This is a genomic window from Nitrosomonas sp. Nm34 (assembly GCF_900113925.1).
Classification (GTDB): Bacteria; Pseudomonadota; Gammaproteobacteria; order Burkholderiales; family Nitrosomonadaceae; genus Nitrosomonas.
This window is the reverse complement of sequence record NZ_FORD01000006.1, coordinates 114,818-131,670: the sequence shown is the minus strand read 5'-3', so window position 1 is coordinate 131,670 and position 16,853 is coordinate 114,818. Positions and strand designations below refer to the sequence as shown.

16 protein-coding genes are annotated in these 16,853 nt (G+C 44.5%); 10 read left to right on the top strand and 6 right to left on the bottom strand.

Features of this window, described 5'->3' with window-relative positions:
* The 3 genes from BM283_RS20475 to BM283_RS04515 form a co-directional block, all read right to left on the bottom strand.
* The coding region (locus BM283_RS20475; RefSeq protein WP_368086404.1) for a transposase at positions 1 to 167 on the bottom strand (167 nt) is incomplete at its 3' end.
* Positions 168 to 171: 4 nt separating this feature from the next.
* On the bottom strand, positions 172 to 444 hold the full coding sequence (locus BM283_RS18650) for a hypothetical protein (RefSeq protein ID WP_175492027.1): 273 nt from the start codon (positions 442 to 444) through the stop codon (positions 172 to 174).
* A 171-nt stretch (positions 445 to 615) separates the two neighbouring features.
* On the bottom strand, positions 616 to 1,233 hold the full coding sequence (locus tag BM283_RS04515) for a glutathione S-transferase (RefSeq protein WP_090690110.1): 618 nt from the start codon (positions 1,231 to 1,233) through the stop codon (positions 616 to 618).
* A gap of 107 nt (positions 1,234 to 1,340) precedes the next feature.
* Between BM283_RS04515 and purB the strand changes: the two genes are divergently transcribed.
* The 5 genes from purB (at position 1,341) to BM283_RS04490 (ending at position 8,400) form a co-directional block, all read left to right on the top strand.
* Positions 1,341 to 2,717 (top strand): adenylosuccinate lyase, encoded by a 1,377-nt coding sequence (gene purB / locus BM283_RS04510; RefSeq protein WP_090690108.1) that lies wholly within the window; start codon positions 1,341 to 1,343, stop codon positions 2,715 to 2,717.
* 151 nt (positions 2,718 to 2,868) lie between these two features.
* Positions 2,869 to 3,456 (top strand): nucleotide exchange factor GrpE, encoded by a 588-nt coding sequence (gene grpE, locus BM283_RS04505; protein WP_090690106.1) that lies wholly within the window; start codon positions 2,869 to 2,871, stop codon positions 3,454 to 3,456.
* A 74-nt stretch (positions 3,457 to 3,530) separates the two neighbouring features.
* A complete protein-coding gene (gene dnaK / locus BM283_RS04500) occupies positions 3,531 to 5,456 on the top strand; it encodes a molecular chaperone DnaK (protein ID WP_090690104.1) in 1,926 nt (641 codons plus the stop codon).
* A 205-nt stretch (positions 5,457 to 5,661) separates the two neighbouring features.
* Positions 5,662 to 6,774 (top strand): molecular chaperone DnaJ, encoded by a 1,113-nt coding sequence (dnaJ, locus tag BM283_RS04495; protein WP_090690102.1) that lies wholly within the window; start codon positions 5,662 to 5,664, stop codon positions 6,772 to 6,774.
* Positions 6,775 to 7,098: 324 nt separating this feature from the next.
* Complete coding sequence (locus tag BM283_RS04490) at positions 7,099 to 8,400, top strand: porin (protein ID WP_090690100.1); 1,302 nt, start codon at positions 7,099 to 7,101, stop codon at positions 8,398 to 8,400.
* A 178-nt stretch (positions 8,401 to 8,578) separates the two neighbouring features.
* Here BM283_RS04490 and BM283_RS04485 read toward each other — a convergent pair whose 3' ends face one another.
* Positions 8,579 to 9,052, bottom strand: a complete 474-nt coding sequence (locus BM283_RS04485; RefSeq protein ID WP_090690097.1) for a hypothetical protein — start codon at positions 9,050 to 9,052, stop codon at positions 8,579 to 8,581.
* Between the two features lie 596 nt (positions 9,053 to 9,648).
* Here BM283_RS04485 and BM283_RS04480 point away from each other — a divergent pair.
* The 5 genes from BM283_RS04480 to BM283_RS04465 all read left to right on the top strand — a co-directional run bounded on the left by BM283_RS04480 (position 9,649) and on the right by BM283_RS04465 (position 14,792).
* Positions 9,649 to 9,969 (top strand): hypothetical protein, encoded by a 321-nt coding sequence (locus tag BM283_RS04480; protein WP_090690096.1) that lies wholly within the window; start codon positions 9,649 to 9,651, stop codon positions 9,967 to 9,969.
* Positions 9,970 to 10,103: 134 nt separating this feature from the next.
* Entirely contained in the window at positions 10,104 to 10,262 is a 159-nt protein-coding gene (locus BM283_RS18645) for a hypothetical protein (RefSeq protein WP_175492026.1), read from the top strand.
* A gap of 273 nt (positions 10,263 to 10,535) precedes the next feature.
* On the top strand, positions 10,536 to 10,799 hold the full coding sequence (locus tag BM283_RS04475; RefSeq protein WP_090690093.1) for a hypothetical protein: 264 nt from the start codon (positions 10,536 to 10,538) through the stop codon (positions 10,797 to 10,799).
* A gap of 145 nt (positions 10,800 to 10,944) precedes the next feature.
* Positions 10,945 to 12,897, top strand: a complete 1,953-nt coding sequence (locus BM283_RS04470; RefSeq protein ID WP_090690090.1) for a c-type cytochrome — start codon at positions 10,945 to 10,947, stop codon at positions 12,895 to 12,897.
* Positions 12,898 to 12,911: 14 nt separating this feature from the next.
* Positions 12,912 to 14,792 (top strand): cytochrome P450, encoded by a 1,881-nt coding sequence (locus tag BM283_RS04465; RefSeq protein ID WP_090690087.1) that lies wholly within the window; start codon positions 12,912 to 12,914, stop codon positions 14,790 to 14,792.
* A 317-nt stretch (positions 14,793 to 15,109) separates the two neighbouring features.
* Here BM283_RS04465 and BM283_RS04460 read toward each other — a convergent pair whose 3' ends face one another.
* Positions 15,110 to 16,054: a peptidoglycan-binding domain-containing protein gene (locus BM283_RS04460; RefSeq protein ID WP_090690134.1), complete on the bottom strand. Its 945-nt coding sequence runs from the start codon at positions 16,052 to 16,054 to the stop codon at positions 15,110 to 15,112.
* Positions 16,055 to 16,534: 480 nt separating this feature from the next.
* Positions 16,535 to 16,852, bottom strand: coding sequence for a transposase (locus BM283_RS04455; RefSeq protein WP_090690085.1), 318 nt, complete (start codon positions 16,850 to 16,852; stop codon positions 16,535 to 16,537).
* Between the last annotated feature and the right edge of the window lies 1 nt (position 16,853).

The window sequence follows — 16,853 nt, the reverse complement described above, 5'->3', positions numbered from 1 at the left end:
ACCCATAAAACCAATCCACGCTGGTCTTTCCCCGAGCAGCAAACGTCTGTCATTACTTGATGCGACCCAATGCGGCGATTGTGGCACACACTGATCCTGGTCGAATCAATGAAGCTGATTCCACTACATTGCCCAAAGCGGCTGGTCAGAAAACAGCACAAGGGCACCAGGCTACCTTAAAGCCAACTCCACAACGCGGTGGTAACTCACCAACCCTGGAAAATAACCCCGCTGATACCTCAACACGTCATTCAGGTAATAGTGCTTAAACGTCCGGTAGCCGGATACATGAAACCCCACCATAATTGTTATGACTTCGCTTAGATACAGCGCTCCTTGCCGCCGACGCCGTTTCAGCGATGACTCTAATAAGTGCTGCTCCCATCGTGGTTCAAACTCTTTACAAAATTCGTCACTCTCACAAAAAATCGTTATAGTATCCATGGGAACCTGACTCATCTCATGATGAAATCCTTTTCCAAAACCACTTCATCATAAGGAATTCAGACTTCTTTTACAGCTTTTCTTATGTCGAACTCACGTTACGGTAGTGGGTAGGGCTCATTCTTCGCCTATCTATTTTTTGTGCCCGAGAAATATCCAGCATGCTTTGGCTTAATGCTTAGGTGCCGTGCTGATAAATGAGTCGCGTTCTGCCAGTTTGTCAACCAACTTGGCAAGATTGGAATAAGTGTTGCGCCACTCAATTTGTGGGAAACGAAAGGACAGGTAGCCGAGCGCGCAACCCAGTGCAATATCGGCTAATGTCATGGCTTCTCCTTCACACCAGTCATGATTGCCCAATTCCATTGCGGCAGCTGCTAAACCTAGATCAATTTTGTTTTGCTGGCGGCTTATCCATGCATGACTTTGCTGAATATCAGGGCGTTTAAGTTCCAGGAAAATGGTGGCTGCCGCATCACAAATACCATCTGCCAGTGCTTCCCAACATTTGACGCTCCACCGATGAGGGCCAGTTTCTGGAATAAGGCAAAAAGCGGAGCCGGTATTCTCGAGAGAATCCAAATATTCTGCAATGACACGTGAATCAAACAGTGTTCTCCCATTATCCATGACTAGCACAGGTATTTTACCGAGTGGATTGTGGTACTGAACGTGTGTATTGGTATCCCAGGGCGTGTCTAGATCAAAATCATGGCCAATCTGCTTTTCAGCCAGAATGATGCGAATTTTGCGTACATAGGGACAGGTCAACGAGCCAATCAGTTTCATAGTGTTATCCTTTGGCGATGCCTTAATTGCTGATTATAGGTGTCTGCGTCATTCATGGGTATAACGGCCTATGTTAAAATACCTGCTAAAACAAGGATACTGCAAAAATGAGTTTTTCACCTATTGTCGCACTTTCTCCGCTGGATGGTCGTTATCACAGTAAGGTTGCAGATTTACGGCCTTATTTCAGTGAGTTCGCATTGATTCATTATCGGGTACGGGTAGAAATTGAATGGCTCAAGGCGTTGAGTAATGAACCGGCTCTCCCTGAAGTACCCGCTTTTTCTGCTGCCACGATTCAACAACTGAATCATCTGGCAGACAATTTTTCCATCACTGATGCGGAAGCAGTCAAAGCGATCGAGGCGCGTATTAACCATGATGTCAAGGCGGTCGAATATTGGCTGAAAGAAGCCTTGGCTGAAAATGCTGAAGTCAGCCGAGTCACTGAATTTATTCATTTTGCCTGTACTTCAGAGGATATCAATAATCTCTCGTATGGCATGATGCTGCAGGCCAGCCGCAACCAGGTCATGCTACCCATGCTCAAAAAGATCATCGATAGCCTGACGCACTTGGCGCATCAACTGGCGGATGCTCCCATGCTGGCTCGTACGCACGGCCAGCCTGCTACCCCAACAACCATGGGCAAGGAAATCGCGAATGTAGTGTATCGGCTGCAACGTGGCTATAAGCAACTCGCGAGCGTGTCCATTTTAGGCAAAATCAATGGGGCAGTAGGCAATTACAATGCGCACACGATAGCCTATCCTATGCTGGACTGGGAAAAATTTGCCCGCGCTTTTGTAGAGAAACTAGGCCTGGTTTTTAACCCTTATAGCACGCAGATTGAGCCGCATGACACCATCGCGGAGCTGTTTGATGCTTATGCACGTATCAATACAATCTTGCTGGATATGGACCGCGATATCTGGGGATATATTTCACTGGGTTATTTCAGACAAAAAACCAAAGAAGGAGAAGTAGGCTCATCCACCATGCCGCACAAGGTTAACCCAATCGATTTTGAGAATTCGGAGGGTAATTTGGGGATGGCCAATGCTTTATTCAGGCATTTGAGCGACAAGCTCCCCGTATCTCGCTGGCAGCGCGATTTGAGCGATTCTACCGTATTACGCAACATGGGCGTAGCACTTGGGTATACCTTGTTAGCATATGATTCCTGTACGAAAGGATTGAGTAAACTAGAGGTCAATCACACACGATTGCAACAAGATTTACAAGATGCCTGGGAAGTGCTGGCTGAACCTATCCAAACAGTGATGCGTCGTTATGGAATAGCTAACCCTTATGAGCAGCTTAAGGCACTGACACGTGGAAAAGCAGGGATTACTCAAGAAACCTTGCGTCAGTTTATTGATAATCTAGATATTCCATCAATTGACAAGCAACGTTTATTGGAATTAACCCCACAAAGTTACACAGGATTAGCAACTCCGTTGGCTGCGAGAATTGATAGTTAGCGAGACTATTTATTCCAAAATATCAATGCCTTATAAATAGTGCTTTATCAGTTTTACTCGTGATTATGTTATTTTTTTGATGTTAAATGGGCGAAATGGATTGAAATTGGTGTAACTGCCCCAATTAACTATCCAAAAACGGGAGGCAAATATGCAAGAATCAAACAAACCACAAACAGACGAACAAGAGTTGATATCGGTAAATGATGAAGTAAATGAAGCTGAAGCTTCCAAAGAGAGAAAGGCCCAAGAGACCGAGTCTCAAGTAGAGATCATGCCCTCTATGGAGGAGTTATTAAGAGAGGCCGAGTTAAAGGCGGCGGAACATTACGATGCTTGGTTGCGTGCCAAGGCAGATACTGAAAATATCCGTAAGCGCGCGCAATCAGATGTTACCAACGCGCATAAATATGCTATTGAAAAGTTTTCGAGTGAATTGCTGGCGGTTATGGATAGCCTGGAAGCTGCGCTGGCAGTCGAGAATGCAACACTGGAAAATTTTAAAAATGGGGTGGAATTGACACAGAAGCAGCTGGCGGCTGCTTTTGAGAAGTTTAATATTAAGTCCATCGATCCAAAGGGTGAGAAATTTGATCCCCATCAGCATCAGGCAATGTGTATGGTGGAATCAGAGCTTGCCCCCAATACGGTTACCCAGGTATTACAGAAAGGCTATATGCTGCATGATCGGGTGATTCGTCCGGCAATGGTAGCGGTTGCAAAGGGTAAAGATACTTGAGATTTCGGCAGAAGTCTCCATTTCCAGATTTTAGATAAATTGTTAGTTTTAACTTGTTAAAGGATCGAGTAAATATGGGAAAAATAATTGGGATCGACTTGGGTACTACCAACTCGTGTGTAGCAGTGATGGAGAGTGGCAAGCCCAAGGTGATTGAGAATTCAGAAGGTGCACGCACAACTCCTTCCATCGTGGCCTATACGGAAGATAATGAGATTCTGGTAGGTGCGGCGGCTAAACGTCAAGCTGTGACCAATCCAAAGAATACCTTATTTGCCGTAAAGCGGCTCATCGGTCGCCGTTTTGACGAAGAAATGGTACAGAAAGACATTAAAATGGTGCCATACAGCATCGTTCGTGCGGATAATGGTGATGCTTGGGTTGAAGTGCGTGGCAGAAAAATTGCGCCCCCAGAGATTTCAGCACAAGTATTGATGAAAATGAAGAAAACTGCTGAAGATTACTTGGGAGAACCGGTAACGGAGGCAGTGATTACAGTCCCCGCTTATTTTAATGATTCACAACGGCAGGCTACCAAGGATGCGGGCCGGATTGCTGGTTTGGAAGTCAAACGCATTATCAATGAGCCGACTGCAGCAGCTTTGGCTTTCGGCATGGATAAAAAAGAAGGCGATCGTAAGATTGCGGTATATGACTTGGGTGGTGGTACCTTTGATATTTCCATTATCGAAATTGCAGAGGTGGAGGGTGAGCATCAATTTGAGGTGCTCGCTACCAATGGGGATACCTTCCTTGGCGGTGAGGACTTTGACTCGCGTGTAATCGAATATCTGGTTGATGAATTCAAGAAAGAAAGCGGTATTGATCTGAAAAAAGACATGCTTGCATTGCAGCGTTTGAAAGATGCGGCAGAGAAAGCGAAGATCGAATTGTCTTCCAGTCAGCAGACAGAGGTCAATTTGCCTTATATCACAGCGGATGCTTCCGGGCCGAAACATCTTGCCATAAAGATCACGCGTGCGAAATTGGAAAGTCTGGTTGAAGAATTGGTCGAACGTACCATTGCGCCATGCCGTACTGCCATTAAAGATGCCGGTTTGTCTTTCTCAGATATTGATGATGTGATCCTGGTGGGAGGGCAGACCCGTATGCCCAAAGTACAGGATAAAGTCAAGGAAATTTTTGGTAAAGAACCTCGGAAGGATGTCAATCCCGATGAAGCTGTTGCAATTGGTGCGGCTATACAAGGCGGCGTCTTGCAAGGAGAAGTCAAGGATGTATTGTTGCTGGATGTTACACCGTTGTCGTTGGGTATTGAAACCCTGGGCGGTGTCATGACCAAGCTGATCCAGAAGAATACGACGATCCCGACCAAGGCGCAACAGGTGTTTTCAACAGCTGATGATAATCAGACTGCGGTAACAATTCATGTGTTGCAAGGTGAGCGGGAAATGGCGTCTGGCAACAAAAGCCTGGGACAATTTAACCTGACGGATATTCCGCCTGCCCCACGTGGTATGCCGCAAATCGAAGTAACGTTCGATATTGATGCCAATGGTATTTTGCATGTGTCAGCTAAAGATAAGGCGACCGGTAAGGAGAATAAAATCAAGATACAGGCAAGCTCGGGTTTGGCAGAAGACGAAATTAAACGCATGGTCAAGGATGCTGAAGCGCATGCTGAAGAAGACAAGAAAGCGCTGGAGCTCGTCAATAGCCGTAATCAATGTGATGCTATGATCCATTCTGTCAGAAAATCTCTGACAGAATATGGCGACAAACTGACGGCAGATGAAAAATCAAAAATTGAAGCTGCACTGAAAGAAGCGGAAGAAGCGCTTAAATCGAATGACAAAGATGTGATTGATAAAAAGACTCAAGAGCTGACTGAAGCTTCTCAAAAATTGGCAGAAAAGATTTATTCACAGACACAGTCGACACAATCATCCGCTGAATCAGCCTCTGCAAAAAAAGAGGAGAAGCCAGTAGAAGGTGAAGTGGTTGATGCTGAGTTTGAAGAAGTAAAAGACAAAAAATAATTTTCTCAATTTGTTGTATTAGTGCCAGGACGCAGAGATGCAAAGGTATAAAAGGATGCCTTGCTTACTCTGCGTCTTGGTGTTTATTAAAATATGGTTAACTTTATAAATCAGAATTCAGTCGGGATATGAGTATATCTAGCAGAATATTTGACCAATAAATTTGGCTGCTTTGATAATATGTCTTGATAAGTCGGAAACTTTTATGAGTAAACGCGATTACTATGACGTTCTTGGTGTCAGCAGAGATGCTGACGAAAATGAAATAAAAAAATCTTATCGTAAGCTGGCAATGAAATATCATCCAGACCGAAATGCTGGTGATACCAAGGCTGAGGAGCGTTTTAAAGAAGCTAAAGAAGCCTATGAGATACTATCTGATCCCAGTAAGCGGGCAGCATATGACCAGTATGGTCATGCAGGGGTAGAAGCGAATGCGGCAGGAGCCGGAGCGCATGGATTTAGTGATGTGTTCAGTGATATTTTTACTGATATCTTTGGTATGCGAGGAGGTGGTGGGCGCTCTAATATTCAGCGCGGTGCTGATTTACGCTATAACTTGGAGATTACCTTAGAGCAAGCTGCTCGCGGTGCTGAAACTAAAATTCGCATTCCGACTATGGTAGTTTGCGATACTTGCCACGGTGACGGTGCTAAGCCTGGAACTACTCCTATAACCTGTACGGCTTGTGATGGACATGGCCAGGTCAGAATGCAACAGGGTTTTTTCTCTATTCAGCAAACATGCCCCAAATGCCATGGCAGTGGTAAAATAATTAGTACGCCATGTTCATCGTGTCATGGTGCAGGTCGAGTCAAGCAGCATAAAACCTTGAATATTAAAATTCCGGAAGGTGTGGATACAGGTGATCGTATTCGCATCACTGGCGAGGGTGAAGCAGGGATCAATGGCGGGCCACCAGGGGATTTGTATGTGGTGGTTCATTTGTCAAGCCACCCTGTGTTCCAGCGTGATAGCAATGATTTGCATTGTGAGATACCTATCAGTTTTACTGCTGCAGCATTGGGGGGAGAAATTGAGGTGCCAACATTGGATGGTCATGCAAGGATCAAGATTTCTCCAGAAACGCAAACCGGCAAAATTTTTCGCTTGCGGGGCAAAGGAATAAAAGGGGTTCGTAGTCATGCTGCTGGTGATCTCCTATGTCATGTGGTGGTAGAAACACCTGTCAATCTAACATCACGTCAGAAAGAATTATTACAGGAACTTGAGGATATTAGTCAGAAAGATGATTCCCGTCATAGCCCACGGGCAAAATCATGGATGGAAAAAGCGCGTGAATTTTTCTCAGAATAAAGCTAAGTATAGTATTGTATTGGGATTGATTTCTTGTGGATTGCTTAGCTTTTTTCATTAGTCGGCTTTGGTTGAAAAGAAAGTGAAACAGAGAATGCCGCATAAAATACTATAGGTATGTATCTTTATATGAGTGACTACAGTTAATAATTATTTCAATAATATCCTGCCCCAATGAGTTGCTTCCCTTTGCAGTAATAGAGTGAGCAACTCTCATTTTTTAAAAGTGACAGAGCTTTTTATTCTTGATTTTGCGGAGTAGTTGCTAAGTTGGAATACATACTGAAATATCTAAAATGGCTGTTGTGTATCTTGACAGTTAGCATGCCATTTATCGTCTTGCACTGTGATAACCTTCGGGCTAATAATTTAATTAACTTTATTAAAGAAAAGAGGATAGAATTTGGTGGCTGGATTAATGCAGGGGCAACTTTTAATCCCAGTCAAATTGATGGATATAATGGTCCTGTTGTTTTTAATGATCAAGCCAACAAATTTCAGCTCAATCAATTTAATGTTTTTATGCAGCGTCCTGTGGTGTCCACGGGAGAGGCATGGGATGTTGGCGGGCGCTTCGACTTCCTGTTTGGTACAGACGCCATTTTCACTCAGGCTTTTGGTGTGCCGCCATTTGATGTCAATACCGGTGAACCATTAAGTAGAAGTAATTGGGATCTGGATTTGTGCTGTTCTTCTACCCGTACCTACGGAATTGCACTTCCACAGGCCTACCTGGAGACTTATGCACCCATTGGAAATGGGATCAATATCAAGCTAGGACACTTCTATACTCCAACAGGCTTTGAAACAGTTCCAGCACCCAATAACTTCTTTTATTCCCGTGCTTATACTTTGAATATCGGGGAACCTTTTACCCACACAGGTTTTCTGGTTAACTATAGTCTTAATGAGAACTGGTTAATCATGGGAGGCGGGATTACTGGTAGCGCAATGGGTGGATGGGATGGTGGGTGGGATAAAGAATTAAGTAACTGGGGAGGGATTGGTGGTTTTACCTGGACCAGCGACAATCACGCTACGACATTTCATCTTTCTGGCACTTATAGTGAAACTTCCACGCACAGCAGCGAGCCATGGGGATTTTATAACATTGTATTACAGCATAAAATTACTCCTAAAACACTGCTTGTTCTCCATCATGTATATGGGCATGCAGGCGGGGTTTTGCTGAATAATTTGAAATATACCAATGTCGTTAAAGATGCCGAATGGTATAGTTTAATCATGCATCTGTACTATGATATAACTGATAATTTATCAGTAGGTATTCGTGGCGAATGGTATCGTGATGCTGATGGTTTTCGTAATCCATCACCTTTCCGAATAGCGGCTGCCACTAATATGGTTGATGGGAGAGCAGCCAGTTTTGCTGGTGATATTAGCAGTGTAACGGTCACGCCTGCCGATTATTATGCGGTTACTATTGGAATGAATTGGAAAGTAGCTAAGGCGCTAAAACTTAAATGGGACGCATTAAGAAAACTCAATATCCGTCCTAATATACGCTATGATAGGGTTGATGCTTATAAAGCGCCTGCTTATAGGCCGTTTGCTGGCAATAAGGATCAAATTTTATTTTCACTTGATTTTTTGTTGCCTTTTTAACGATGCTTCCTTGAATGTAAACCTATCTGGCTTTGTCTGCTTCACCTTGTCGTATTATTTATACGGTCTGCAGTTCGCCTTCATGTCATGTTCGATTTGGAAATAAAATAAAAAACTATGAAGCAAGCTACGGACATTGCTCATCTGTTGATAACGCAGCTTGCTCAATTTCTAATTTCTATAATGATTCTTCAGATTTTTCAGGAGCTTTAGCTTTGATGGGGGGTGATACTCCCTCTTTTAATTGAACCGGAATTCTGTTTTTCTCTGCGTCAGTATAATCGAGCGCTTTTTGCTCTTTTGCCATTTTGCTATGAATAGTGGCTTCTTTCAGGTTCTCTTTTACTGATTGCTCATAATAACGTATGTTGGCCTTGGCATGAGATCTGACATCTAACCCCTTCCTGCCATAGTATTGGCTATGATCTTCATATTCCTGAAGTAGCTTCTTTTGCTTTTCTAATTTCGCTTGCATCTCTTTAGCTATATTTTCATGATATTTTGCTAAAGACTCGTGATTGCTATGGTCTATGGTAAGACGATGAGTATTATGGATTTCGTTATTTTGAACACTTCCTACAGGATTCATTTGTGCGCAGGCAGACAAAATCATAAACATCAGCCCAGACAACAAAGAGGATGTTCTCTTCATGATGCCACCTCCATTAAACAACTTAAATTCCACTCCTTTCTACCTTTAAAAGTTTCTATTTAACTATTTTATTGAGAAGCTGAGAATAACCATATTATAAATACGTTCTTGACAGGAAACATATTGCTATTAATTTGCCAGTTCCATCAGTTAGGCGTGATGTGCTGTCTCATCATTTAGAACCAAACATAAATAAAATTACTAATAATAAGATTATTATTTTTAATGTATTAACCTTATTCCATTATTTAATTTTGGATAAATCTAACTTCTTAAGTCGAATAATATCTACTAAGCAGGTAAAAAATAAGTACTAGTAGATGAACTGTATTGTTGATGATATGGATACAGTGAAAGGTTATGAGATAGATATTAAATTAAATATATGATAGAAATATGACAGACAAAATATCGCGGTAATAAAGCAATATCCGAAACCGTCAAAGAGTATTGATTTATTTCGCCTAATTCTTTCCAGGAGTGATTAGATGGTTCGTTGCGCAATTTTTCTGGCCAGTATGAAATAGAAGGAAGGGTAGATGAAAAAATCGATTATTGCTGCGACATTAGTTGGTGTGTTGATAGCATGAGGGAATATGGCTGCACCGCGGGAAGAGATTGGTTGTTGCATTGCAGATTTCATGGCTTATTATCATCCTGCCACTACTCAAAAGATTGTTGCAGTAGGCCAATCTGATAAGTTTCCCGCGGGTTTGAAAACGCTTATTTTGGAATTAACTGCGCTAGTTACCGCGCATGATGAAAAAATCTGGGAAGTGGATTTGGCTGGAATCACCGCTGAAACTCTAGTCGATGTACTGTTGATGGCCTGGGTATTCATGAGACTCCAGGCAATCTGTCCTATGTCTATTTCTGTGCCTCCGGCTCTTATAAAAACAGATCGCCTGGTGAAGTGACTGATTTACATCGACTTGATATCAGCACGCATTCAATAGAGCTGCTGGTGCTGAAGTCTCGGATTCAAAAATTAATCTCCAGCAACCCGTCGTTTACGCTGATAGCGATGCAAATGCTTCTGAAATAGCGGGCGATGGCAGCTGCTACTCGTAAGATTGCTGTCTGTGACAATCTGGAAGTAAGTGAAGATGGTCGTCGTATCCACTTTTCCGAGTCTTTCTCTTATGAGAATGCTTCGGCAGATGACGCAATTGATGAAGCCATTGCGCTTGCTCCCAATGGCCGTTTATAGTGCTATGATACCGAAAGTGGTACGACCCGGTTGATTGCTGAAGGTTTTCACTTTATCAATGGCATACCCTATGACCTGTCTCTAGGTCTTGCCTGTGAAGAGTCGGTAATTGTTACCCAAACATCACTCTTCCGGATAACACGGTTTTATATCAATAGTATTAAAGCGGAAAATTTCGCGATCATAATTGATACTCTTCCGGGAATGCCCGATGGAATGGATCGGGATGTAAAGGAGCGAATCTAGCTCTCAACGTTCACCGAAGGAAGCCTATTGCTGACGTGGTTGCATGAGAATGCCTGGATCATCCCACTATTGATGGGTTTGCCAACTTCATTGCTATTGTCGCAAACACAGCGCCCTGATGTTGTTGTGTTGAGTCCAGATGGAAGTAAGCCATTAGATGGGGCTCTCTATAAAGACTCTGAACTTTCCTTGATTGCATCTGCTGTGCCTGTATCCAGCGGTATTTATTTGGCAAATGTCGCATTCAATAATCCTGACCGAGCGCAAAAGAAAGGAATTCGACGTTTGTAATGGCCACCAGAATTACAATGAACGTAATACAAGCCAAATTTAGAAATAAAGCTATTTCCGTAAATTATTTCGCTATTTAATTGACAACGTCATTCTGGAAAAAGTAGGTTAGAATAATTTTTTACTATCTATTCGGGAGGCTTTAATGAAGAATCCGAGCTCTTTTACTTTCACCATGATTCGCTGCGGAGTGATCATGTTTATCCTTGCAGCGCTCATTTCGTGTAAAGACTCCCAGACAGGGGATGACCAGCCACCCGGTCAACAGGCTCGTAGCTGGGATGAGGAGCGCGCGCAACGAGAACAGCAGCAGGCTACTTATATTAAAGATACTACCGTCAAGCGAATCGAGACTGATGGCGAAACCCGTGAATCCTGGTACAGCAATCAGTTAGGCTACGAATGGTTCAAAGTTTATCCGCTCGCTTTCAATGGCGTGCCTTATGTATTGCTGCGCGCCATCATCGAAGTATACCCTGAAATATGGAAAGGTGAAGGTTCATTGGGTAATCTGGGGTTCGGCCCCCACCCGGACGATTATGATTCTGAATCAGGCAAGCTGCTTCCGACAGAGCAGCGTCATCCTCTACCTTATGGCTTCTTTACTGTGCCAGATACCGATGTCCCGGAAGATAATCGGACTGATAATGTCTTTTTCTCATGCAGCGCATGCCATACCGGTAGGGTATACGTTAAAGACCGCGTGCGGCATTTTATAGGTGCACCCAATAGCGAAATCGATGCGCAAGCTTATGCAGGACTCCTATATCAGACCGGTAAAAAGCTCATCAAAATTGATAGTCCTGATCCAAGCAAATTAAAGATTGATTCTGATGAGGTTGCAAAAATTGCCGCATTTCTCAGGAACAAAGTTGAAGCTGATCCAGCCTGGTTTTATGGTGGCAAGACACCGGAGCAGCGGTTAGCCAATACCGAGCGTGCCAAGATTCAGGTGGAACGTATATTAAGTCACATAGAAGATGCAGCCAAGATTCTGATTGGTTCGGCCAAAAAGACGGAATTAATGTATCTGGCGCTGGCTTCGAAGCTGATGTATACCGACAAAGACGGACAAAAAGCACCCGGTGTATTTGGCCCGCGTCCAGGGCGCATGGATGCGTTTGGTATTGCTGCGGGTTTGGTCGCCTTGCATACCAAACGAGACAGCTTCTTTGCGCGCTTACCGGATGATCACCCCTTCTTTGCCGGCTTAGAAAACCTACCAAAGGAAGAGCGGATCAAACAAGCTGGCGAGCGATTATTTAAGACCGCTGCTGAATGGATGCCGCATGATCCAGGTGCTTCAGATATTAAGAGCTTGTGGTTTTCTCGTGACCATGGCTTTGCTAATTGGGACTCAAATCAGGCACCTGAGGCTCGGGTACTTGCATCGGGTGTTTCTTCGGTAGGTGATCCATCTAAGGTGAATGTTCGCATTCATGAAGCGATGAATCCATTTATCAATGATTTGCCACCCGCTCCTTATCCCTTTACAGTAGATCTTGATTTTGCCGCCAAAGGCAAACCACTTTTCGAACAACAGTGCGCATCTACGTGCCATTTTTCTCGGAATAAAAAGGTCTATAACGTGGGTACTGACATGAATCGAGCAATACAGATCACGCCAACAGCGCGTTTGGGGTTGCTTGAATTGACTCGTGAGGCTTGCGAGCTCTACGTGGAGAAAGGCGGCAGTGATTGGTGCCTGCCTAAGCGAGGTAGCCGTGCTGCTGATGATGAAGCGTATTTCATCACGCCACGCGGTGAGGAATCGGGCTATAAAGCAGATGTTCTCCACGGCACTTGGGCGCAGGCGCCTTATCTCCACAACGGTTCGGTACCAACTTTATGGCACTTGTTCCGACCTGCTGAGCGGCCAGTCAAGTTTATTCGCGGAAATATCAGGTATGACGAAGAGAAGGTTGGTTTTATCTGGGACAAAGCGCCTGCGCTCGATGAATATGGCCCTGGCGATGCCGTGCATTTTGCTGAACATGATACGGCACTGCGCGGGAACTCGAATGCTGGTCATATTTATGGCAGTGAATGGACTGATGATCAGGTTCGTGCTGTGATCGAATACATGAAAACGTTATAAAGACGGGAGGCGCTATGGCCAAACCAAATGGTATGACGATAAAGGAACAGCTTTATGGTATGGCTTGCAGAATAATCAAGCTGATCAAAATTGCATTGGGAAAGAAGCAAGGAGCTTCATCGCATGGGGAAGGGGAGGCACCAGATTCTCCACCTCTTCCCACCCAAAGGACAGGCTTTTTAAACGATATTGCAAAAGCTGAAGCAGGCTCGCCTGTACCTTCACTGCCCCCTATTTTTCCCAGTCCAGAAGATCCCAAGTATGTCAACGATCCTGATGCTTACACCAGAGATAAGCAGGCAGCAGAAGCAGCGGCTGCGGCTTTTACCGCAGCCGCGAAGGTGCGTGGCGCCGCTGTCGCGCAAGTGATCTCCCAATGGTTAGCTACTATGCCCTATGCGATGTTCCACGAGCTGCTGGCACAACCAAGGGAGACGATGCCTATCTTCAAACCAGCGATTGGCCCTGTAGTGGTTATGCGTCATCCGGAAGTCATCCGTTGCCTGGAGCGCACCGATCTCTTTACTGTGGATCCATACGCAGCAGAAATGGCGCGAGCCACGGATGACAAGGCGAAGCATCCCGATGCTTACTCGCATTTTATGCTGGGTACTGACCGCGATGATCTTTACCGGCTGGATGACGTGATATTGCGGCGCGCAGTATCACGCACTGGCAAAGATACGCTCTTACGCTTGACACGTGATGAAGCTGAACGCTGGATACGCCAGGCGCAAGCCGAGGGTGTAGGTGAAATTGATGTGGTTGCTACGGTCGCTAAGTTTGTACCACTACGTATCGTAGGCGATTATCTGGGGGTCCACTATTATGATGCGGGCGCCCCGTCAGTATTACCTGGACTGCGAGGAGGAGATTCTTTTCCCCTTGATGATAACCTGCAGAAAGTCTTTACCTTTACTAAAATAAAAGAAGGTAGAGTGCCTACCGCGGAGGATCTATTCAGCTGGGTGAAAGATGCTTTTCGAAATATCTTCAATAACTTTAATCAAGCTTATCCAAAATTTGCTGAATTCCGTGAGCGTGGCATTATTGCGACCGAATATCTTAGCGCCTACGTATTCGCTTTACTTCAACACTACAAAGCACACTTGCAGCAGGGGGAGACTGTACCAGATACTATGCTGACGAGACTGCTTCGCATGCAGCTTGAGCTGGAACAGGATGCCGATAAGCTGGAAAAGGAATTTGCCACGCTACTGGGTGCATCGTTGCCTGCAGGTGAGTTAGCACGACGTTTGTCGGATTCAATGATCCGTTCTAATGTATTCGGTACGGTGGTTGGTGCGGTAGTGAACCCTCAGGAGGCGACTGCGCGTATTCTCGATTCCATGCTTTGTTTAAAGGAAGGTAAGTACGAAATGTTAAACGGCACCAGCTTTGAACAAGCATTACATTGGGCCGCAGTGGAGCCGGATGAGGCAGATTATGCGCAAAGTCTTGAGGGGCTCCGTAAATATGCCTTGGAAGCCTTACGTCTCAAGCCCCAAGGAGAGGTGTTATTGCGGATGTGCGTAAAAGACAATGATGTGCTCGCTGGCGTTCCTCTGCGTAAAGGAACACTCGTATTTGCCGCCTATGCTGCAGCCATGCTGGATACGGAAATGGTGCCGAATCCAACCGCCTTTGATATCACTCGTGATGAGCAGCTGCAGCCTTATTTGCAGGATCAGGAGCGTGTCCGAGAAGCGCCTCAAAGCTTGATTTATCTGCAGCACGGCTATGGACGGCATAAGTGCCTTGGCCGCTATGCTTCAGAGATCACCATGCAGGAATCACTGCGTGCAATGCTCAGACTCGGTTCGTTGGAGCGGCGTAGCGAACTGAAAATGGACGAGCAGAATTTATACGCGGTAAGCCTTAAGATTAGTTTCTGATGAGGGATTGGATGCTGGCTGCATCCAATCCGATTCTCTTCGCAGCTTTTTCGATATTAAGTTTTGTTCTCGCATAACTATTGCAAGGTCTCTTCCTGTCTCCTGGAGCAGGCGTCGCTTCCAGCCGGATTTTTGCTGTGCGTTGCCGTGTCATACTATGAGCATAACGGCTTGGAATCTGGAGCACGCAGGTAGTATAGCAGCCTGGTTTTCTCGTCAGGAATTTGGAATGAACCCTATGATACACAACACTGTACCCAGTAAGGTGGATTTCGGGTAAAGATCAGGGCTATACTTGAGGTATTTTCCGTCATAGTTTAAGTACCTTTTCCTTTCAGCATTGGCGTCATCTTTTTGTTTACCAGACAATGTGTTCCATCATTAGGATCTTCTGCGCGCAGGGGCCGCTTGAGACGGCATTCTCTTGGATCCGCAGGATTTTTTACCCCATAGAATGCGTTAATGATGGCTTGTTCTTGCTCAGGTTTGAATGCATTGGTCTGGCCGAACATCACATATTGGAAAACCTGTGGCTGTGTTTTGGTTACAAAAGTAAAATAAGTCGAATGGGGTAATTTGTTTAATGCGCAACTCTTATAAGCTTCTACTCGTGTAAATTTTTTGTTACCAGGAGTGTTCATTCCTCGGAGTGCATAAGTATAACACTGCCTTGGTAATGCCATTTGACAGTAGTAGTGCAGGGTAATATCTGCCCAATGCGTTGGTTTGGTCTTTAGACAATCTGTCATGGTTTTATGGGTTTTAGGAGTAGAATTGGGAGTTCCGGGTGGTCCACTTCCAAAAGTATCCGAGCTCGTCGTCATAGCAGCTAGTATGGCTAACCCTGGAAGATCCAGATTGGCTGCTGGTGCGTTCGGCCGATAGTCGGTGTAGGGGAAATTGGGATTATTGATCGTATGGGCAACTAGATCATTCAGCTCGTCCTGTGATGGAACAGATCTCCAGTCTTCGACTGTGCTGACTTGAGGAGCCAGAGTACTGAGCTCTAATTTCTTCAAAGTAGCATTATCAAGCTTGCCAGTTTCCGGCAGTCCAGATTGTCGCTGAAATGCTTTGATTGCAGCACTGGTACGCGGTCCGAGAATGCCGTCTGCCGTACCGGGAGCGAAACCCAGTTGTGCAAGTTTTATTTGAGCTTGCTGGGTAACCTGGCTAAATTCCGCAGCTTGAGTAATGGGAGATAGCACCATTGCAATAATTACTATCAGACTAATAATCAACGAAAATCGTATGTTAATCATCTGTTCGTCCTTCTGTAAATGTTCATTGTTATTCAGGGCACTACTGAAAGCTTCTAAAAATTTGTAACCAAGCTCACGCTCTTTTTGTTTCAACCATTTGCGGTAAGGGTGCTTCGGAACTCGTAGGTTAGGTAGGTTAGTTTAGTAAGCTCCCTACTCAAGCTTTGATAGTTCATTAGACTATCGAGGTTTACTGATAAAAAAAATACGTGCAAACACGTATGCGTAATTTCTATTGAATATGATCAATAAGCCATTAATTGAGACCCCGACTACGTAATATGCGAATGCAAAGTTGTATTTAGGCGCTGGAACAAAATAATTCTTCCAAGGGCTAGTGGATTAATAAAGTAAAGGTTTTCAGATCTATTGCGAGCTAGACAGTATTATAGTACCGTCTGAATCTTGGCTTCTTCAGTAATGAAACTCCTTTCTAAAATCGCTTCATTTTAAGGAGTGCAGGTTCCTTTTATTCCATTTCTATTTCATAAGTGAATTTATAACCCAGGGCCATGCAACGATAGATTGGACACATTCACGATCTTTCTCCATGTCCCGCATTGCTGCTTCCAGATGATTTTCAAGTGCATCCAGGCTGTCGAATGCGCAGTTGTGGAATGATTCCTTTCGTAGCGCATCCCAAAAATTCTCAATAGGATTGAGTTCTGGTGAGTAGGGTAGCAGCATCAGTAAGCACAGATTATGTGGCAGCTTGAGGGTGTGACTACGATGCCATCCTGCCCCATCGAGCGCTAGAACAATTCTGTCATTGGGATAACGTAATGATACTTCATCCAGA

What these genes read in the sequence shown, in the direction of transcription:
- BM283_RS18650 (WP_175492027.1), bottom strand. Translation starts at nt 444, where the DNA reads ATGGATACTATAACGATTTTTTGTGAGAGTGACGAATTTTGTAAAGAG.
- BM283_RS04515 (WP_090690110.1), bottom strand. Translation starts at nt 1,233, where the DNA reads ATGAAACTGATTGGCTCGTTGACCTGTCCCTATGTACGCAAAATTCGC.
- purB (WP_090690108.1), top strand. Translation starts at nt 1,341, where the DNA reads ATGAGTTTTTCACCTATTGTCGCACTTTCTCCGCTGGATGGTCGTTAT.
- grpE (WP_090690106.1), top strand. Translation starts at nt 2,869, where the DNA reads ATGCAAGAATCAAACAAACCACAAACAGACGAACAAGAGTTGATATCG.
- dnaK (WP_090690104.1), top strand. Translation starts at nt 3,531, where the DNA reads ATGGGAAAAATAATTGGGATCGACTTGGGTACTACCAACTCGTGTGTA.
- dnaJ (WP_090690102.1), top strand. Translation starts at nt 5,662, where the DNA reads ATGAGTAAACGCGATTACTATGACGTTCTTGGTGTCAGCAGAGATGCT.
- BM283_RS04490 (WP_090690100.1), top strand. Translation starts at nt 7,099, where the DNA reads ATGCCATTTATCGTCTTGCACTGTGATAACCTTCGGGCTAATAATTTA.
- BM283_RS04485 (WP_090690097.1), bottom strand. Translation starts at nt 9,052, where the DNA reads ATGAAGAGAACATCCTCTTTGTTGTCTGGGCTGATGTTTATGATTTTG.
- BM283_RS04480 (WP_090690096.1), top strand. Translation starts at nt 9,649, where the DNA reads ATGGCTGCACCGCGGGAAGAGATTGGTTGTTGCATTGCAGATTTCATG.
- BM283_RS18645 (WP_175492026.1), top strand. Translation starts at nt 10,104, where the DNA reads ATGGCAGCTGCTACTCGTAAGATTGCTGTCTGTGACAATCTGGAAGTA.
- BM283_RS04470 (WP_090690090.1), top strand. Translation starts at nt 10,945, where the DNA reads ATGAAGAATCCGAGCTCTTTTACTTTCACCATGATTCGCTGCGGAGTG.
- BM283_RS04465 (WP_090690087.1), top strand. Translation starts at nt 12,912, where the DNA reads ATGGCCAAACCAAATGGTATGACGATAAAGGAACAGCTTTATGGTATG.
- BM283_RS04460 (WP_090690134.1), bottom strand. Translation starts at nt 16,054, where the DNA reads ATGATTAACATACGATTTTCGTTGATTATTAGTCTGATAGTAATTATT.